Source organism: Adhaeribacter aquaticus DSM 16391 (assembly GCF_000473365.1).
GTDB lineage: Bacteria > Bacteroidota > Bacteroidia > Cytophagales > Hymenobacteraceae > Adhaeribacter > Adhaeribacter aquaticus.
The window spans coordinates 4,212,438-4,228,195 of record NZ_KI421517.1; the positions used below are offsets into that span (position 1 = coordinate 4,212,438).

Annotated in this window: 12 protein-coding genes; 7 read left to right on the forward strand and 5 right to left on the reverse strand. The window is 39.9% G+C overall.

The genetic code is table 11. From position 1 onward, the window contains the following. The first annotated feature begins 94 nt into the window (after positions 1-94). The 3 genes from ADHAQ_RS0120915 to ADHAQ_RS0120925 are packed head-to-tail and all read left to right on the forward strand — an operon-like array spanning position 95 to position 4,048. Positions 95-712, forward strand: coding sequence for a SatD family protein (locus tag ADHAQ_RS0120915; RefSeq protein WP_026464594.1), 618 nt, complete (start codon positions 95-97; stop codon positions 710-712). Further along, positions 709-1,089 carry a hypothetical protein gene (locus ADHAQ_RS27415; RefSeq protein ID WP_051360068.1) on the forward strand — a complete coding sequence of 127 codons (381 nt, stop codon included), beginning with the start codon at positions 709-711 and terminating at the stop codon, positions 1,087-1,089. The genes ADHAQ_RS0120915 and ADHAQ_RS27415 overlap by 4 nt, the downstream gene beginning before the upstream one ends. 22 nt (positions 1,090-1,111) lie before the next feature. Then, positions 1,112-4,048, forward strand: coding sequence for an FAD-binding and (Fe-S)-binding domain-containing protein (locus ADHAQ_RS0120925; RefSeq protein WP_026464595.1), 2,937 nt, complete (start codon positions 1,112-1,114; stop codon positions 4,046-4,048). Here ADHAQ_RS0120925 and ADHAQ_RS27420 read toward each other — a convergent pair. The 3 genes from ADHAQ_RS27420 to ADHAQ_RS0120940 form a co-directional block, all read right to left on the reverse strand. Next, on the reverse strand, positions 4,041-6,023 hold the full coding sequence (locus ADHAQ_RS27420; protein WP_026464596.1) for a tetratricopeptide repeat-containing sensor histidine kinase: 1,983 nt from the start codon (positions 6,021-6,023) through the stop codon (positions 4,041-4,043). The genes ADHAQ_RS0120925 and ADHAQ_RS27420 overlap by 8 nt on opposite strands. A gap of 144 nt (positions 6,024-6,167) precedes the next feature. After that, positions 6,168-7,376 (reverse strand): glycosyltransferase family 87 protein, encoded by a 1,209-nt coding sequence (locus ADHAQ_RS0120935; RefSeq protein WP_034256976.1) that lies wholly within the window; start codon positions 7,374-7,376, stop codon positions 6,168-6,170. Positions 7,377-7,491: 115 nt separating this feature from the next. Beyond that, complete coding sequence (locus tag ADHAQ_RS0120940; RefSeq protein ID WP_026464598.1) at positions 7,492-8,286, reverse strand: thymidylate synthase; 795 nt, start codon at positions 8,284-8,286, stop codon at positions 7,492-7,494. A 149-nt stretch (positions 8,287-8,435) separates the two neighbouring features. Between ADHAQ_RS0120940 and ADHAQ_RS26580 the strand changes: the two genes are divergently transcribed. The 4 genes from ADHAQ_RS26580 to ADHAQ_RS0120965 all read left to right on the forward strand — a co-directional run bounded on the left by ADHAQ_RS26580 (position 8,436) and on the right by ADHAQ_RS0120965 (position 13,145). Then, a complete protein-coding gene (locus ADHAQ_RS26580; RefSeq protein WP_157433480.1) occupies positions 8,436-9,002 on the forward strand; it encodes a hypothetical protein in 567 nt (188 codons plus the stop codon). Positions 9,003-9,814: 812 nt separating this feature from the next. Further along, the gene (locus tag ADHAQ_RS0120955) at positions 9,815-11,773 is read left to right on the forward strand and encodes an AAA domain-containing protein (protein ID WP_026464600.1); all 1,959 of its coding nucleotides are present in this window, start codon (positions 9,815-9,817) and stop codon (positions 11,771-11,773) included. Positions 11,774-11,908: 135 nt separating this feature from the next. Further along, positions 11,909-12,424, forward strand: a complete 516-nt coding sequence (locus ADHAQ_RS0120960; RefSeq protein WP_026464601.1) for an FKBP-type peptidyl-prolyl cis-trans isomerase — start codon at positions 11,909-11,911, stop codon at positions 12,422-12,424. A gap of 136 nt (positions 12,425-12,560) precedes the next feature. Continuing rightward, on the forward strand, positions 12,561-13,145 hold the full coding sequence (locus ADHAQ_RS0120965) for a DUF922 domain-containing protein (protein WP_026464602.1): 585 nt from the start codon (positions 12,561-12,563) through the stop codon (positions 13,143-13,145). A 2-nt stretch (positions 13,146-13,147) separates the two neighbouring features. Here the strand turns inward: ADHAQ_RS0120965 and ADHAQ_RS0120970 are convergent, their stop codons facing one another. Beyond that, on the reverse strand, positions 13,148-13,795 hold the full coding sequence (locus tag ADHAQ_RS0120970) for a gluconate 2-dehydrogenase subunit 3 family protein (protein ID WP_034256978.1): 648 nt from the start codon (positions 13,793-13,795) through the stop codon (positions 13,148-13,150). 12 nt (positions 13,796-13,807) lie between these two features. Further along, entirely contained in the window at positions 13,808-15,559 is a 1,752-nt protein-coding gene (locus tag ADHAQ_RS0120975; RefSeq protein WP_026464604.1) for a GMC family oxidoreductase, read from the reverse strand. Positions 15,560-15,758: the final 199 nt, after the last annotated feature.

Here is a 15,758-nt window from a genome sequence, read left to right on the forward strand (position 1 = left end):
TTTGCAATATTATAATTTGTTGCATAATATTAACAACAAATTACTACGTTGTAAATATTATGCAATATTAATGCCCAGCAACCACTACATCCTAATGGCTGATATCCAAAACAGCAGCAAACAAAAAGGAAAAGCTTTAATGGAGGATTTTGCCCAGGTGGTACAAACCATTAATCAAGCTCATGCAAATAACCTCCTCTCTCCGCTTACCATAACGCTGGGCGATGAATTCCAGGGAATTGTTAAGGGATTAGCCGAGGCAATTTCTTTAATAGTAGCCCTGGAAGAGCAAATAATTCAGCAACATAAAACGTTTAAGTTAAGATATGTGCTCCACTACGGGGAAATAGACACCCCTATTAATAAAGAAATTGCTTATGGCATGTTGGGGAGTGGCTTAACTTATACTCGGCACCACCTGGAAGAGCTTAAAATGAAACGCGGAGAAAGATTTTTTACCAGTACCAATGCCGGAAAAAAAGATGAAATTCTCAATAAATTATTTTTTCTTTACAGTTCTATAATAGATGGCTGGAACCAGAAAGATGTAGCAACAGCTTCTCTTTTTATACAGCTATTGGATTATAAAAAAGTCGCCGTGCATCTAAACAAAGACCGATCCTTGCTTTGGCGCAAAGAAAAGACCCTGCGCATGCAGGAATATTTCACCACAAGAGAACTACTTTTTTTAGCGGGAGCACAAGATTCGTGAAGCTTTTTATCTTCTTACTTGTTTATTTGTTAGGCGAATGTGTAGCCTTCTTTGTATTTAAACTAATCCGGAAAAGGTTCGAACGCGATGCCCAGAAAAGTGAATCCACCCGAAAATTAGATACCTCAAATGCAATTATAAAAGGCTTGCTCGAACGCTTTTTTATATATTTGTGCCTGGTAAATGAATTGCCACATGCTCTTACCGTATTAGGTGCTTTAAAAATTGGAACACGCCTGGATGCCGACAAGCAACATGCTATATCGAACGATTATTTCCTCATCGGAAACATAAGTTCGATATTACTGGCTATAACTTATTACCTGGTTTGGAATAAATGGCAGACAGATTTAAATGAATTATTTTTTGCCTTCTAAAAAGGCAAGCTATCAGAATAGGATGACAACTAAATTAGAACAACTGGCTCGTGAATTAGAAGGCGAGTTACATTTTGACAGCACCATGCGGACTTTATACGCTACGGATGCTTCTGCTTACCGGGAAATGCCTACAGCCGTAGCCTTCCCGAAATCGAATGCTGATATAAAAAAACTGATAGCCTTTGCCCGTCGCGAGAAAACATCCTTAATTCCGCGTACAGCCGGTACATCGTTGGCCGGCCAGGTAGTAGGTAACGGCATTGTAGTAGATGTGTCGCGCACGTTTAACCAGATATTGGAAGTAAACCCGGACGAAGGTTGGGTACGCGTACAGCCAGGTGTCATTCGCGATGAGTTAAACTTGTTCCTGAAGCCTTACGGCTTATATTTCGGACCAGAAACTTCTACGGCTAACCGGGCCATGATTGGCGGTATGGTGGGTAATAACTCCTGTGGTTCTAATTCATTGGTTTACCGGAGTACGCGCGAACACTTATTGTCAGTAAAAGCAATTTTGAGTGATGGTTCCGAAACAGAATTTACCAGCTTAACGCCGGAGCAATTTGAGGCTAAATGCCAGGGCGAAGGTACCGTTTCGGTTTTAGAAACCCGCTTGTACCAGGCGGTAAAAAGCATGTTGTCGCATCCGGAAGTACAAACCGAAATAAGAAAGGAATTCCCGAAAAAGACCGTGGAGCGCCGCAATACCGGCTATGCCGTAGATTTATTATTAGAAACCACTCCTTTTACCCCGGAAACCGAAGACTTTAATTTTTGTAAGTTGATAGCCGGCTCCGAAGGAACCCTGGCTTTCTTAACCGAAATTAAATTAAACGTAGTACCGCTACCGCCTAAAGAAATAGGTTTGCTGTGCATCCATACCAGCACCATAGACGAAGCATTGCGTGCTAACCTGGTGGCTTTAAAGCATAATCCAAGTGCCTGCGAACTGATGGACCACTACGTTTTAGAGTGTACTAAAACCAACATTGAGCAGCGCCAAAACCGTTTCTTTGTAGAAGGCGATCCGGGGGCCATTTTAGTTGTAGAAATTGCCAAAAACACAGCAGGGGAAATCCAGAAAGTAGCAGATGAGCTAATAGCCGATTTAAAAGAAGCCGGTTATGGTTACCATTACCCACTGGTAACCGGGCCCGATACCAAACGGGTTTGGACTTTACGGAAAGCTGGTTTAGGCTTGTTATCTAATATTCCGGGTGATGCCAAACCAGTGGCGGTAATTGAGGATACAGCTGTGGATGTACAGGATTTACCGGAATTTATCCAGGAATTTAACGAAATTCTGAAAGCAAATGACTTATATTGTGTGCATTATGCCCACGCAGGTTCCGGAGAAATTCACCTCCGCCCTATTATAGATTTAAAAACTGAAGAAGGAAACCGGTTATTCCGCCACATCGCTACCGAAATTGCCCACCTGGTAAAAAAGTACCGGGGATCGTTAAGTGGCGAACACGGCGATGGCCGCTTGCGGGGTGAGTTTATTCCGCTCATGATTGGTGAGAAAAACTATAAACTGGTTGAGGAAATAAAGCGCACCTGGGATCCGGATAAAATATTCAACCCGGGTAAGATTGTTAATACACCAGCTATGGACACCTTCCTGCGCTACGAACCGGGCCAGGATACTCCTGAATTTGATACCGTATTCAATTTCCGGAATGAGCAGGGCATATTACGCGCCGCAGAATTATGTAACGGTTCCGGCGACTGCCGCAAAACCCACTTAACCGGTGGTACCATGTGCCCGAGTTATATGGTTACCCGCAATGAAAAAGATACTACCCGTGGCCGGGCAAATGTAATGCGGGAATTTCTGACCCGCTCCGATAAAGTAAACCGCTTCGACCACAAAGAAATAAAGGAGGCGATGGATCTTTGTTTGTCCTGTAAAGGCTGTAAATCCGAGTGTCCGTCTAACGTGGATGTGGCCAAATTAAAAGCCGAATTCCTGCAGCATTATTATGATGCTAATGGCGTCCCATTCCGTTCCCGTATAATTGGCAATGTTACCAAAGCTAACCAATTAGCATCTATTGCACCCGGAGTTTACAACTTCATGTTCAAAACCAACTTTACGGCTAACCTGGCTAAAAAAGTAATGGGTTTTGCTTCTAAAAGGTCCATGCCCTTATTACATAAAACCACCTTACTGGCTTGGTTTAAAAAGCACCAGAAAGAAACCCGGCCTACTCCTACCAAAGGTATTGTAAATTTATTCTGCGATGAGTTTACGAATTATAATGACGTAGAAATAGGCATAAAAGCAGTATTGCTGCTGGAGAAGCTAGGCTATGAAGTACTCATTCCTAAACACGAAGAAAGCGGCCGGTCTTATTTATCAAAAGGCTTAATGCGGGATGCAAAAAAATTAGCTCTGCGAAATGTGGAACTGCTGAAAGACGTTGTGTCTGGTGATGCGCCATTGGTAGGTATTGAGCCGTCGGCCATTTTAACTTTCCGGGATGAATACCTGGACTTGGTGGGCGATGATTTATTACCGGCGGCTAAAAAAATAGCTTCTAACAGCTGGCTTTTTGATGAGTTTATTGATATGGAGCGGTTTAAAAGTAACATTCAGCCCGAATCGTTTACACAAGAAACCCGCCATATTAAACTGCATGGTCACTGCCACCAGAAAGCATTATCTAACCTGCTGCACACGCAAAAAATGCTGACCTTACCGGCCAACTACACGGTAGATATTATTCCGTCAGGTTGCTGTGGCATGGCCGGTTCATTTGGGTATGAAGAAGAACACTACGACGTATCAATGGCGGTAGGCGAACTAGTATTGTTCCCAACGGTGCGGAAGCAACCAGAGGAAATAATTATAGCCGCTTCTGGTACGAGCTGTCGGCACCAAATAAAAGACGGTACAGGCCGAAAGGCTTTACATACCATAGAAGTATTATATGATGCCTTAATTAAATAAGCACTTCAGCTAATTGCTCAGCAAAGCGAGGCAAGGTAAAGGTAAATGTACTTCCTTTACCTTCCTCGCTTTCTACTTTTATGGTACCATTATTTTTATCTAAAAACTCTTTACATAAAACCAGGCCTAAACCAGTTCCTTTTTCATTGGCAGTGCCCCGGGTACTGTGATATTCGTTCCGAAATAACTTTTTCCTGTTAGCCTCACTAATTCCACAACCAGAATCCGAAACAGCCACCGATACCTCATTACCAAAACCTGCCGCCGTAATTTTTACAGTTCCATCAGTTGCAGTAAATTTAATAGCATTAGCCAGTAAATTCCGCAAAACAAAATTTATCATTTCAGAATCGGCAAAAGCTACTTCCTTTGGTTCAATATTATTGTATACCTTAATTCCTTTTGTTTCCGCTAAAGGTATTAATAAATCTACATTACGTTGGGCTAACCGATATAAGGAAAAAGTGTTTTTATAAAGTTGTAAACCACTCATCTGGTTTTTGGACCAGATTAACAGGTTATCTAAAAGATTGGTAGTCTGACCCAATTCCTTTTTAAAATGTTGTATCAATAACTTGAGCTCCTCGGCTTTAAGTTTTTGACCATCAAGCAAATCAATAAAACCAATCAGAGAGGCCAAAGGGCTCCGTAAATCATGCGAAATTATGGAAAAGAATTTCGTCTTTAACTCGTTCATTTTTTCCAGTTCTTCTTTTTGGGTAACAAGCAACTGGGCTTGGAGAGAAATTTCTTCTTTTTGCTGTTTAAGCCTTTCAAAGGAACTTACCAGAGCCTCATTAATTCGTTTAATTCTAATCTGGCTCAAAAATGTTATCAAGGCAAAGGCGGCAAAAGCCAGACAGGCAAATATGATAAACCAAAACCGGATATTTTTTCGCTCCAGTTCCTTGGCCTGAATAGTTTTTTCGGCTCTTAACCGTATGTTTTCGTTACTCTTTTTTTCTGTTTCGTATTTTACCTGCATTTCGGCTACTTCCCGCTGCCCGGTTTCGGTTAATATACTATCATTGTAAATTCTAAACAGGTTATATGATTCTAAAGCATTTTTATAATCTCCCCGGTTTAAATACACCTCCTGCAGTACCCCGGCCGATTCTTTGATTTCTTCTTTTGAACCAAGTTGCTTGGCTAAAACAAAACTTTGCCTGGCATAATTAAGCGCCAGATCAGAATTTATATTTAAAGCATTATAAGCAAGCGATATACCTCGCAAGGCATAGCACTTATTTAAGTTATCATTATTTTCTGTTGAAATTTTCAATGCTTCATTTAAGAAAACTAATGACTGCTTGTACAGCTTTTTATCCTGATAGATATCACCGATATTATTCAAACTAATGGCAATACCAGTAACGTCGCCTATTTCTCTTTTTATGGGCAACGATTGCTTGTAATAGGTTAAAGCTTTATCTGGATGCAGCGTTCTTTCGTATAGGTGCCCGATATTATTCAGGACCATACTCATAAACTTTTTGTTCTTAATCTGCGTGGAGATTACTAAAGCTTTTTTATAAAAACTTAAAGCCTGGGCAGTATCCTGCTTATAATTATAGACGTTACCAAGATTAACAAAACTGGCACATAAACCAGTAGAGTCCTTAATACTTTCACGTATTTTTAAGGCCTTAAAATGGTAGCCGGCCGCTTTGGGAAAATCGCCCAACATAAAATACGCGCCGCCAATATTATTCAAGGCCTGGGCTTCTCCTTTTTTGTATTGAATTTTTTGAGCTAACCCAAGAGATTTTTCGCCATTGCTTATGGCTTTCTTACCATCCAAAGAATAATAAAGTTTGCTGATAGTAGCTAAGAGATCAACCCGAACCGAGTCGCTGGTAGTTTTTTCAACCGCTTGAAACAAGCTATCTATTTCAGAGGTTTGGGCTGAGCATACTAATGGCAAGAAGAAAGTAAAAGCCCAGAAGTACCGTTTTAAATTATAATATAGCTTCAAGCAAAAGGACCTTAATACGAACAAGATAAGTTAATTAAACTTTTACTATATTCAAAATAAAAATCGTAAGTTAATTAGCCCTCTTTATATAAAATTATAATCTAATTAATATCTTAACTAACCAGTGAAAACAAACCAGGTTAGTTAATTTACCTCCAAAGCCTTATATTCATCCAGAACCTTTTCGAGTTTTGGTTTATAATAGTTGAAAAGCATTTGGTAAATAATCCAGCACCAGATCAAAATACACGGCACCACCTTTACCACATACGGCTCAAAAAAAGTTTTCCGGATAAATCTGGGATAAAGATCGGAAGCGGCCAGTTCTGTAAAAAGTATAGCTAGGGTAAAAAGCACTTTATTGGTCAGCGTTTTTTCCTGGCTGAAAAACCAGATAACAACCCCACTTAAAGCAATAATAAAGGTAGGCGATTCTGCTTTATGGTTAAAAATTACTACCCAAATCAAAACAGAAGCAAGAGCCAATAACCTGAAAACATAATCCTGGTAATGCTTTATTCGGATAAATGGCAGACAGAATAAACCGGCACCAAAAAATAAAACAGCAACTTTGGAAGGGTTAAAACCAAACCACGTTTCCAACCAGCCCATTACAGAAAAGCCTAAGGAAATAGAATGATCGTTTTGCAACAAATGTAACCAGCTTTTATACAAAAAAATCAGTTGCTGCCAATCTACCACTACCAGCGGTAGCATAAATAAAACCACAAACCAAAAAATGGTATAGGCAGTCAGTTTAATTTTATTGGGGTAAAACAAAAACAAGGCAAAAGCTACTAAACCAAATAACTTAATATAACAACTGCAAACAATACAAAAGGTAGCCCAGAGGTAGTTTTTACGCTCCAACAACCCAACAGCCCAAATAACTAAACCGGCAGTTAAGGCGTTACTTTGCTCGTTCTGGAGAGTAGTTAATACTTCCATGAACATAGCAAACAGCATTAGAGCCTTTACTTTATCATTAAACTGGGGCAGGCTTCGAAATCCTAAAAATAAAACAAAGGCATTTAATAAATTCCAGATTATGATTCCCGCTATATCAGGTAACAAAGCAAAAAATCCAAAGAAAAGCGAAAATGTAGGGCTGTATTTATACAAATCCCAATGCTCATCCCAAAATAACTTGTATAGGTCCTGGTAATGGATCAGGTGGAAGAAAGACTGCTTAAAAATAATATAGTTATTGTAATGCGTGTAATACCGGCCATTCCCAATATTGATAGATTCTGGTTTTAAATAAGATTGAACAGAAGCAAAAATTGCCAGAATACTGAATAAAATTAATACTACTTTATAATTAATAATTAACCGGGAAAGTAACGGCTTCATGAAGTAACGGTTTTCCTAAAGACTAATAATTCTTATTCTTTTACTACAAACAAAAAAATACCATCTGTTCTAAAAATAAGAAAGATGGTATTGGATATTATACAAAATTGTAAACTTAAACAGCCACTGGCGCTTTAATAGCCGGATGTGGATCGTAATTCAGTAGCTTAAAATCTTCATAGGAAAAGTTAAAAATGGATGATATATCCGGATTCATATCCATGATTGGCAATGGCCGGGGTTCCCGGGTCAATTGAAGTTCTGCTTGCTCCAGGTGGTTCAGGTACAAATGCGTATCGCCACCTGTCCAGATAAACTCACCCAATTCGAGATTACATACCTGCGCCATCATCATGGTAAGCAAAGCATAGGAGGCAATATTAAAAGGCACACCTAGAAATACATCGGCACTGCGCTGATACAATTGGCAGGAAAGTTTATTATCTGCTACATAAAATTGGAAAAACGCATGGCATGGCGGCAATTTCATGTTATTAATTTCAGCTACATTCCAGGCGCTTACAATAATACGTCGCGAGTCCGGGTTATTTTTGAGCTGATTTACTACCTGGGTGATCTGATCGATATGGCCCCCTTCCGGAGTAGGCCAACTCCGCCATTGTGAACCATAAACAGGTCCTAAATTACCATGCTCATCAGCCCATTCGTTCCATATTGATACACCGTTGTCTGTAAGATATTTTATATTAGTCTCTCCTTTTAAAAACCACAACAACTCATGAATAATGGATTTCAGATGAACCTTTTTAGTGGTTACTAATGGAAACCCAGCGGCTAAATCAAACCGCATCTGGTAGCCAAAAACACTTAGAGTTCCGGTACCGGTCCTGTCTTCTTTTTTAGTTCCGCTTTTTAAAATGTGTTGTAAAAGGTCTAAATATTGTTGCATAGAGAGATTATTCAGAAACCAAAAATACTAACTCTTCTCATTAATGACTATTAAACCAGAAAAAATATCAGGTGCTTGGCTTCTATTCTTTTTAGCTTAAAATGGAATATATTGCAGAATATACTTAAACAGGAAATCGGAAATAAAACATGGCGAAAAGAATTTTACTACTCGTTGGAGTTATGATCTACGGACTAACTGGTTGGAGCCAGAATGATAAATTAAACTTATTGTTAAAAGAGCGGGAAAATCTGATCCAGCAATACCATTATTACAACAAGCAGAATAATAACTTTTGGGGCAAAAAATCTAAAAAAGACTTATTGAACATAATAGAATCTTTAAAGCCTATCATTAATAAAGATTCTGAAATTATAAAAGAAATAAATGTTACCAGTCTGAAAAAGCAAGCCATAACCACAGTAGAAAAAGACAAAATAGAACGCCAGGTGGTAGATGATAAAAGAGTGGCTATGGAAAATTTTTATGATCTAAAACAAGAAATGGCCAGCTTAAAAAATATTCAGAAGGTAAAGCAGCGGGAAATAGAAACCTTAAAAGAAAAGCTAACTGAAGCCCAGAATAATAAATTAGAATCAGATAAGCGCCTCGTAATAGTGGGCGGTTTAGGTATAATGCTTTTATTGTACTGTATCTTTCTAAAGAGCAACCTGGTTTCCCTGAAAAAGAAGAGAACCCGTATTAATAAGGTTTAAACCAGCAAAAGGAGAAGGAAAACCTAATAACAACCTCAGATTCAAATTTTCTTCCCTCTTTTGTTGTAATACCATTTGCTGAAAAAAATAAGCACAATCAGAAGCCCCCCTTGCATAATAAAAGAAGTATTAATGTCTTTTAAAGCAGCTTTGTCAATTATAAAAAAGATCCAAACAGCATTTACAAAAAGAGCCAGAATTATTAAAATCCAAAAAAAACTGGAGTTAAGTTTAATTTTTAAAGGCTTAACCAAATTAACTTTTTGTTTAATCCTTTGATTTTTATTTAAAAACAACTGCATGCTACACTAAAACAATCAAGGTATTAGTTCTTTTATTGAACATACGCTTTTAGAACCTCTAAAGTTAATTATTTTAAAAGTACTAATACCTAAACCAGTGCAGTTGCTATAAACCGAAGATATTAAGCTATTTACCCTTTTATATATCTAAATGTTCTTTAAGTGATTAAGGATTAGGTAAACTGAAATAGAGAACGATTTATCTAAAATTTACTATTAGTCAGATCCTTTTTAAATTTAGAAGGCAATTTCTCAATTCTACTAACCTTAGAATTTTAAAGCTGGTTAAGCCGAATATTTCAGGTATTAAATCTGCATTTACGTAGTGGATAAACTGCTATTTTAAAACTAAAAAGATTAGAAACTTGTTTAAAATAATACTACCCAAAGTATTATAAAAAGTAAAGATTATTGTACCAGAAGGTGAATAGAACAAGCCATTCATTTTCCTTCATTAAATAGAGCCGCTTCAATAAAAATTGTATTTTGCAGCGGCATTGCAGAATTTACATGTTCGAGATACAAGAAGAATTAAATAAAGTAAGTAAATTATTAAAACTGGAGCAAGAAGAAGACCTGGCTCAATATAAACTTAAAAGTACCCGTAGCTCCATTCAGGAAAGAAAACAGAACGGCTTGTGCTGGTACCCAGTTTCTATTACCAAAACCGAAATAGGATTTGGCAATAAAGTAGTGGTGGAAATAGAACGCCAGGGAGGTCGCGATCAAATGCATTTATTCCAAACCGGCAAAAATGCTTCTATTTTCAGCAATACACCCAATAATCAGGGTGCCCAGCTTTCCGGCGTTATCATGACCCTGAAACGCAATAAGCTTACGCTGGCAACTACCAAAGAAGACTTACCGGATTGGATAGATGATGGTAAATTAGGCATCGATCTTACCTTCGATGAAATGAGTTACCGGGAAATGGAAATTGCGATGAAGAAGGTTTCCGAGGCTTCGCATAGCCGCCTGGAGCAGTTACGCAATATCCTGTATGGTGCTCAACCAGCTGTATTTTACCCTAGGAAGGATTTTGTTCCGGATCCCAATCTGAACAGTTCCCAAAATGAAGCTATTCAGAATATTGAAGCGGCTAAAGATGTAGCTATTATTCATGGACCTCCGGGCACCGGTAAAACCACAACGTTGGTACAGGCCATACTGCGCACTTTGCAGCAGGAGCGCCGATTACTGGTAACAGCTCCTAGTAATACAGCCGTGGATTTATTAACGGAGAAGCTCGCCGCTCAGGGCGTAAACGTAATTCGGATTGGTAATCCATCGCGGGTATCGGATATTCTTTTGCACCATACCCTGGATGCTCAGATTATGGAGCACAAAGATTACCAGGAAGTAAAAGAACTCCGCCGCACTGCCGAACAATATAAAGAAATGGCTTCGCAGTTTAAGCGCACCTTTGGCTGGCAGGAACGTGAGCAACGCAAAATGCTGAAAGAACAAAGCCGAGGTTATTTGGCGGAGGCCGAAAACATCGAGCGTTACATAACCGATGATTTACTGGATAAAGTGCAGGTAATTACTTGTACACTGGTTGGCTCGGCCAATCGGGTAATCCGGCATTTAACATACGATACGGTTTTTATTGATGAAGCGGCACAAGCCCTGGAGCCAGCCTGCTGGATTCCTATAACTAGAGCAAACCGGGTAATTTTGGCCGGTGACCATTGCCAATTACCGCCTACAGTAAAGTCACTGGAAGCGGAAAAAGGGGGCTTGGAAATAACCTTGTTTGAAAAGTGTATTGAGCGGCAACAGAATGTGGCGGTTATGCTACGGACCCAGTACCGGATGCATCAGGATATTATGCAATTCTCTAACCAGCAGTTTTATAACGGCCAATTGGAGGCGCACGAAACCGTGTTTAACACTGATTTGCACGCTTTCAACCCTTTATTTCCGGAAGGATTAGCGGTAGAATTTATCGATACCGCCGGCTGCGGGTATAATGAGAAATCGTTTGCCGAAGGTGCCAGCACGGCAAATCCCGAAGAAGCTGATTTATTGCTTCGTCATTTGCAGCACTTAATTAAAGAATATAATCCAGCTGAAGATGCAGATCCGCTCCGGATAGGCATTATAGCACCCTACCGGGCTCAGATAAATTATCTGGTGGATGAAGTGGAGCATAATCCCGCATTGCATGAATTACAAACCAAACGGCTCCTTACCGTAGGCACAGTAGATAGTTTCCAGGGACAGGAACGGGATATCATCTTCATCAGCATGGTGCGCAGCAACAACGCCGGAGATATTGGCTTTCTTAGCGATATCAGACGGATGAACGTGGGCATGACCCGGGCGCGTAAAAAACTGGTAATTGTGGGTGATAGTGCTACTTTAACCCAGCACCCTTTTTACCGGGATTTTGTGGCATACACAGAAAGTATTAATGCGTACATAAGTGCCTGGGAATTAATGGAAGTTCTGAATATTCCTTCGTAGTTACCAAGGTTTAAAGTTATACCGGAATAAATTTTTCCCCGTAAATTAATCCTGAATAATTTTTAACCTGTATATTACAACAATAAACTTAGAACTAAACCGCCACATCGGCCCTATTCAAAACCTAAAACTGTTATGACAGCAATTAGCAAAAACAAAGTAGTTTCGCTCACCTACGAGCTTAAAGTGTTAAACGACGACGGCGAGCAAACCCTGGTAGAAACAGCCGATGCTGATCATCCCATGACCTTTTTATTTGGGATGAGCGGCTTGCCTGATAAATTCGAAGAAAACCTGGATGGCAAAAACGAAGGCGAATCCTTTTCTTTTGCTCTGGAAGCAGAAGAAGGCTACGGCGACTACGACAATAATGCACTAGTAAATATTCCTAAAAACGTTTTTGAAATCGATGGTAAAATAGATGATGAAATGTTACAGGAAGGCAATTATATTCCTATGTCGGATAACGAAGGAAATCAAATGCAAGGGCGTGTAGTAGATGTTGGCGACCAAGAGGTAACGATGGATTTTAACCATCCGTTGGCTGGCCAGAAAATGTTTTTTGAAGGTAAAGTGTTACAGGTAAGAGAAGCCAGTGCCGAAGAAATAGCGCATGGCCATGTTCACGGCGAAGGCGGTCACCATCACTAAACTAATTTAGGCAGTAATAAAATTTAATTAATAATTACAAAAGAGCCGGCAATATTTTGCCGGCTCTTTTGTTTTAATAGTATTCTAAAAGTAAGCGTTTTAACACCTTCTATTTATCAAATGTTTATTACTTAAAATGAATACTATAGTAACAAAAACAGCCATAACCTTTTTTTTATTTTTAGCTAGTTTCTGCAGTTATGGCCAGGATACTAACTTTATTATCTGGAGTAAAAATGTATTGAAACCTTCTGACTTTACGGTGCTGTCGGAAAAAGTTAATGCAGGCCAAAAAGCAGCTTTAACTACCGGCCAAATAGGTTACCGTTATTCCTATAAAAATGAAGGAAGTCAGAATATTGTATTTATAGAGATTCAGAACCGTTTTTCAAAAGACAAGTCCTGGATGAAATCGGATGCTATAAATAATCAGAACCTTCTAGAGCATGAACAACTGCATTTTGATCTAGGAGAAGTATATGCCCGCATGTTCACCAAAATTCTGTCCGAAAAAAGAATAGCTAAAAATTTACGAGAAAATTTACCTCAGATTTATAAAGAAGTTTTTAGCCAGATGGAGGCAAAACAGGTTCTGTATGATCAGGAGACTAACCATGGCCTGATAAAAGAAAAACAAAAAGAATGGAAAGTTTTTATTGAAGAAGAATTGGAAAAATATAAAGATTTTGCCGACAAAAAAGTTAGTTATAGTGTTTCCTAAAATTAACTATTACTAACTCCCAGTTTTTGACAGGCTTCTTCCGGGCAACCGTTCCAGTTTGGATTGCCCACATTACCCATATATTGTAAATCTTCAATACCCATTTTACTTGTCCAAAACCCGGAAGCTACCAAATCGCGGAAGCTGTTAAAGAAGGCAACGCCCTGGCTCATTTCGGGCTTGGCTTGGGCAGGCCAGGCAATAGCATCTAATATTTCCGTTTGCTGTGGCTCCGAGCATTCTACAAAAGCCTTATCATACCGTTTCAGGCATTGGTTATTTAACCACTTTAAGCCTCCCCGCATAGGTACTTGTTTATTAGGCTGATCCAGCATCATAAATTCTATAAATTCGGGTACCCCGGCATCCGAAGCATTGCCCGAGCGGTCATCCCGGGGAAGAATAATATCCGCCAATACCCTAACAGTTTTTCGCTCTTCCTCGGTGAAGAACTTTTGCTTCATCATTTCCTGGTCCTTCTGCTCCTGGGTAGTTAGCTCCTGGCTTGCAGCGGCTGATCCGTGCCTATCATGGCCTGTTTCAATCTTTTCTCTTTTGTCCTCACATCCCGGAATAACTAAACCCGTTCCGGCAGCAAGCGAACCTAATCCTAAATATTTAAGTGATGAACGGCGATTAATCTTTCCCATATTAAAAGCTTTCTAAATATTTCCTTTTCGTTTCTGATCTACTATAAATTCTGACGTACGCATGGATAAAGCCATAATGGTCCAGGTGGCATTTTTATCGGCTTGCGAAACAAAGGGGCCACCGTCGGCAACAAACAGGTTTTTAACATCATGGGCCTGGCAGTTTCTATTCAGCACAGAATGTTTTGGGTCGTTGCCCATGCGGGTAGTACCTAATTCATGAATAATACGACCAGGAGCTGCAATGCCGTAGCCTTCTTCTTTGGTAGGCATTTTAGACAAGGCTACTCCTCCAAGGGTATCAATAATTTCCCGGAATGTTTGCTGCATGTGTTTTACCTGGTTGTACTCATAGTTGCTCCAGGTAAAATTGAACCGCAACACCGGAATACCATATTTATCTACTACGCTGGGGTCTATTTCACAGTAATTATCACGGCGGGCAATCATTTCGCCGCGGCCGGAGAAACCGATGGTGGCGCCGTAAAATCGTCGGTAATCTTCTTTGAGCTTTTGGCCATAGCCACCTCCGGTAAGTTGCGTTGGGTCTAATTTTTGCGTAGCCCCGTATTTACCTTCAATGGGTTGAGCTGAGTTATAATTGTGCAAGCCTCCCATAAAACCATAGCTGGGCATGCGGCGTCCGCCACCAAATTCTATGTGGTAACCTCTGGGGAAATCCAATTTTTTATTTTCAAGCCACCAGGGCATGTACATGTGCATGCCACCTACCCCATCTTCGTTATGCGGGTGGTTGTTCATCATTTGCGGGAAAAAGCCAGTTACATCAGTACCGGTAGAATCTGTTAAATAACGGCCTACCACATCACTTGAATTAGCCAGACCATTCGGGAACCGACTTGATCTGGAATTTAACAACAACCTGGCCGATTCACAGGCACTGGCCGCCAATACAACAATCTTGGCGTTCACTAAAAATTCTTTGCCACTATTTACGTCTACATAAGAAACACCGGTAGCTAATCCTTCTTTATTTACCATTACTTCCCGTGCCATAGCTCCTGGTACTATTTTTAATCGGCCGGTTTTTAAAGCAGGCGGAATAAGTACTGACGGCGAAGAAAAATTGGAATGGGTGGAGCAGCCCCGGTTACATTGGGAACAGTAATGGCAAGCTGGCCGACCGTTTAAAGGTTGTGTTAAAATAGAAAGCCGGGAAGGAATTACCGGAATCCCTAATTTATCACATCCTTTCTTTACCATAAGCTCATAACAACGGGGCTTGGGCGGAGGCATAAAAATACCATCGGGTTCGTTATAAAGCCCTTCTTTAGAACCAAATATTCCTACCAGCCGATCCAACTTATCGTAATAAGGTTTTAACTCATCATAGGAAATTGGCCAATCGTCGCCTAATCCATCGATGCTTTTCCGCCGGAAATCCAGCGGCCCAAAACGCAAAGAGATTCGTCCCCAATGGTTCGTGCGGCCTCCCAGCATTCTGGACCGAAACCAGTCAAACTTAGTACCGGTAGTGGTGGTGTAGGGTTCTCCTTCTATATTCCAGCCTCCAAATGCAGCATCAAATTCCCCGAAAGGCCGGTGCGTACCTGCTCCTCTTCTGGGCGAGTCGTATGGCCATTTAAACATATTGCCGCTCGTGGCCGAATCAAACATGGGGCCGGCTTCCAGCATCACTACATTGGCCCCTCCTTCGGTTAGCACTTTGGCGGCCATTCCCCCTCCGGCTCCTGAGCCCACTATACAAACATCATAAACCTTTTCATTTTTGATATAGGGCATATGTATAAAATGTTTTAGTAAAAGGAAAATTATAGCTAATAAGGTTTAAAGCATTTGCAAGTAAACTATATAGGAATTCGGTATAAGAATTAGCTTCTTAATATAAAAATAATAAAGAAAGTTCTTCTAAAACTTAGGTTGTACAAACTGCTGTAAATCAGGAAAAAATTTATTAAAATCTTCTTTGTAAAAAGGATAA

Excerpts from the sequence above, each read along its gene's own strand:
- ADHAQ_RS26580 (WP_157433480.1), top strand. The coding sequence starts at position 8,436 with ATGGCGAAAAGAATTTTACTACTCGTTGGAGTTATGATCTACGGACTA.
- ADHAQ_RS0120940 (WP_026464598.1), bottom strand. The coding sequence starts at position 8,286 with ATGCAACAATATTTAGACCTTTTACAACACATTTTAAAAAGCGGAACT.
- ADHAQ_RS0120955 (WP_026464600.1), top strand. The coding sequence starts at position 9,815 with ATGTTCGAGATACAAGAAGAATTAAATAAAGTAAGTAAATTATTAAAA.
- ADHAQ_RS0120925 (WP_026464595.1), top strand. The coding sequence starts at position 1,112 with ATGACAACTAAATTAGAACAACTGGCTCGTGAATTAGAAGGCGAGTTA.
- ADHAQ_RS0120965 (WP_026464602.1), top strand. The coding sequence starts at position 12,561 with ATGAATACTATAGTAACAAAAACAGCCATAACCTTTTTTTTATTTTTA.
- ADHAQ_RS0120935 (WP_034256976.1), bottom strand. The coding sequence starts at position 7,376 with ATGAAGCCGTTACTTTCCCGGTTAATTATTAATTATAAAGTAGTATTA.
- ADHAQ_RS0120915 (WP_026464594.1), top strand. The coding sequence starts at position 95 with ATGGCTGATATCCAAAACAGCAGCAAACAAAAAGGAAAAGCTTTAATG.
- ADHAQ_RS0120975 (WP_026464604.1), bottom strand. The coding sequence starts at position 15,559 with ATGCCCTATATCAAAAATGAAAAGGTTTATGATGTTTGTATAGTGGGC.
- ADHAQ_RS0120960 (WP_026464601.1), top strand. The coding sequence starts at position 11,909 with ATGACAGCAATTAGCAAAAACAAAGTAGTTTCGCTCACCTACGAGCTT.
- ADHAQ_RS0120970 (WP_034256978.1), bottom strand. The coding sequence starts at position 13,795 with ATGGGAAAGATTAATCGCCGTTCATCACTTAAATATTTAGGATTAGGT.